This is a genomic window from Sphingomonas sp. NPDC019816, from assembly GCF_050274375.1.
GTDB lineage: Bacteria > Pseudomonadota > Alphaproteobacteria > Sphingomonadales > Sphingomonadaceae > Sphingomonas.
This window is the reverse complement of the sequence record NZ_JBNNOB010000216.1, coordinates 1-3,752: the sequence shown is the minus strand read 5'-3', so window position 1 is coordinate 3,752 and position 3,752 is coordinate 1. Positions and strand designations below refer to the sequence as shown.

The 3,752-nt window shown below is 73.7% G+C and carries 1 protein-coding gene; it reads left to right on the top strand.

Annotated elements, in window-relative coordinates:
- A partial coding sequence (locus ACQKJZ_RS18580) for an Ig-like domain-containing protein (RefSeq protein ID WP_427733085.1) occupies positions 1-3,752 on the top strand: 3,752 nt, incomplete at both ends.

Below are 3,752 nucleotides of genomic sequence, written 5' to 3'. Positions count from 1 at the left end.
TGCTGCCCGCGATCCTGGGTCTGGCGGGGGCCGGCGGCCTGATCGCGGCGGTGGCGAGCGGCGGCGATGACGACACCGACCCGCAGACGCCGACCACCCCGCCCGACACCAGCGCCCCGGCGCGGCCGACCGCGCTGTTCGGATCGAATGGCGGCGTCGTCACCGGCACCGGCGAGGCGGGCGCGACCGTGCGCGTCATCGGCGGCAACGGCACCGTGCTGGGCACCGGCACGGTCGGGTCGGACGGCAATTACAGCATCCCGCTCAACCCGCCCCAGACCAACGGCCAGCAGCTGACGGTGACGCAGACCGACGCGGCCGGCAACGTCTCGCCCACCACCCCGGTCACCGCGCCCGACCTGACCGCGCCGAACGTCCCCACCGCCGCGATCAACGGCCAGGGCACGACCATCACCGGCACCGGTGAGCCAGGTGCGACCGTCACCGTGCGCAACGCCGCCGGTCAGGTGCTGGGCACCGCCACGGTCGATGCGCAGGGCAATTACAGCCTGACGCTGACCACCGCGCAGGCCAATGGCGGCACCCTGACCGTCACCCAGAGCGATGCCGCCGGCAATGTCTCCCCCGCCGCCAGCGTCACCGCGCCCGATCTCACCCCGCCCGCCGCGCCGACCGCCTCGATCGACGATGAAGGTGCGATCATCGCCGGCACCGGCGAACCCGGCGCGGTCGTCGCGGTGCGCGATGCCGCCGGCGTCGTGCTGGGGTCCACGACCGTCGATGCGCAGGGCAATTACAGCCTGACGCTCGACGTGCCGCAGGCCAATGGCGAGGCGCTGACCGTCACGCAGAGCGACGCGGCGGGCAATCCCTCGCCGACCGTGCCGCTGACCGCGCCCGACATCACGCCGCCGGCCGCGCCCACGGTCACGATCGCGGCGGACGGCGTGTCCGTCAGCGGCACCGGCGAGCCGGGCACCACCCTGACCATCCGTGACGGATCGGGTGCGGTGCTGGGCACGGCGGTCGTCGATGCACAAGGGGCCTATAGCCTGACGCTCGCCACTCCGCCGGCGAACGGCACGATGCTGATGGCCACGCTGACCGATGCGGCGGGCAATGTCTCGCCCGACGCCACCGTCATCATCTCGGACCTGGAGGCGCCCACCGCGCCGACCGCGACGATCAACGGCGACGGCACCAGCGTGACCGGTGCCGGCGAGCCCGGCGCGACCGTCAATGTGCGCGACCCGGCGGGCCAGGTGCTGGGCAGCGCCGTGGTGGCGGCGGACGGCAGCTATACCCTCACCCTCTCGCCCGCCCAGGCCAATGGCGAGACGCTGAACGTGTCGCAGACCAATGCGCAGGGCCTGTCCTCCCCCGCCATCGATCTGCTCGCCCCCGACATCACCGCCCCCGCGATCCCGGTTGCGACGCTGGCCGGTGACGGTGCGACCGTGACCGGCACGGGCGAACCTGGTGCGACGGTTCGGGTCGTCGGCGCGAACGGCCAGGTGATCGGCACCGTCACTGTGGGCAGCGATGGCAGCTTCACCGTGCCGCTCAGTCCCGCACTGACCAATGGCGAGACGTTGAGCGTCGATCAGGTCGATGGCGCGGGCAACACCTCGCCCGCCGCGACGCTGACCGCCGCCGACACGACCGCGCCGACCGCGCCGACCGCCGCGATCGATGGGCAAGGGACCGCCGTCACCGGCACCGGCGAGCCGGGCGCGACCGTGACGGTGCGCGACCCCGCCGGCCAGGTCATCGGCACGGCCAACGTCGATGCACAGGGCAATTACACCCTGCCGCTGACCACGCCGCAGACGGCGGGCGGCACCCTGACCGTCACCCAGAGCGATGCCGCCGGCAACGCCTCCCCCGCCACCAGCATCACCGCCCCCGACACGTCCATTCCCGACACGACGCCACCGGCCGCCCCGGTGGTGACGGTCAGCGCGGATGGCACCGCCCTGACCGGCACCGGCGAGCCCGGCGCAACCGTGCAGGTCACCGACGCCGCCGGCCAACCGATCGGCACCGCCACGGTCGGCGCGGACGGCGGCTTCACCGTCGCCCTGCCCGCCGGCACCGCCGATGGTCAGTCCCTGAGCGTCACCCAGGCCGATGCCGCCGGCAACGTCTCGCCCGCCACCAGCGCCGCTACCCCCGACCTCATCGCGCCCGGCGCACCGACCGCCGCGCTCAGCGCCGATGGCTCGGTCGTCACCGGTACCGGCGAGATCGGCGCGACCGTTCAGGTCACCAACGCCGATGGCCAGCCGGTCGGCACCGCCGTCGTCGGCGCCGATGGCCGCTATAGCGCCGCGCTGCCCGCCGGTACGGCGGATGGCCGTCCGCTGACCGTCACCCAGACCGATGCGGCGGGCAATGTCTCGCCCCCAACCACGGCTGTCACCAACGACACCACGGCCCCCGACGCCCCCGTCGCGACGGTCAGCGCCGATGGCGCAACCCTGACCGGCACCGGTGAGGCCGGTGCGACCATCCGCGTGACCGATGCCAATGGCCAGCCGGTCGCCACCACGACGGCAGGCCCCGATGGCAGCTTCAGCGTCACGCTGCCCGCCGGCACCGCCGATGGCCAGTCGCTGAGCGTGACGCAGACGGATGCGGCCGGGAACGTCTCGCCCGCGACCAGCGCCGCCACCCCCGACCTTGCCGCGCCGGCCGCCCCCAGCGCGACACTCGGTACCGATGGCGTTACCCTCACCGGCACCGGCGAGCCCGGTGCGACTGTCCAGGTCCGCGCCGCCGACGGCACCATCCTCGGCACCGCGACCGTCGCCGCCGATGGCAACTACAGCGCCACGCTGAGCAGTCCACAGGCCAATGGCGAGACTCTAACCGTCAGCCAGACCGACGCAGCCGGCAACGCCTCGCTCACGACGACCGTCACCGCCCCCGACACCACCGCACCCGCAGCGCCCGCTGCGACGGTCAGCGCGGACGGCAGCACTTTGACGGGCACCGGCGAACCCGGCGCGACGGTTCAGGTCACCGACGCCGCCGGCCAGCCGATCGGCACCGCCACGGTGGCGGCCGATGGCAGCTACAGCGTCGCCCTGCCAGCCGGCACCGCCGATGGTCAGTCGCTGAGCGTGACGCAGACGGATGCGGCCGGCAACGTCTCACCAGCGACCAGCGCCGCTACCCCTGACCTTGTCGCCCCCGGCGCTCCCACGGCAGCGCTCAGCGCCGATGGGACGGTCGTCACCGGCACTGGCGAGATTGGTGCGACCGTTCAGGTCACCAATGCCGATGGCCAGCCCGTCGGCACCGCCATTGTCGGCGCCGATGGCCGCTATAGCGCCGCGCTGCCCGCCGGGACGGCGGACGGCCGCCCGCTGACGGTCACCCAGGCCGATCCGGCGGGCAATGTCTCGCCCCCGACCACGGCCGTCACCAACGACACGACTGCGCCCGACGCACCGGTCGCAACAGTCAGCGCGGATGGCATCACCCTGACCGGCACCGGCGAGTCCGGGGCGACCATTCGCGTCGTCGACGCCAATGGCCAGCCGGTCGCCACCACCACGGCCGGCCCCGATGGCAGCTTCAGCGTCGCCCTGCCCGCCGGCACCGCCACCGGCCAGTCGCTGAGCGTGACGCAGACCGATGCAGCCGGCAATGTCTCCCCCGCGACCAGCGCGGCGACGCCCGATCTCGTCGCTCCCGGCGCGCCGACCGCCACGCTCAACGCCGATGGCTCGATCCTGACCGGCACCGGTGAGCCGGGCGCGAACGTGCAGGTCACCGACGCCAGT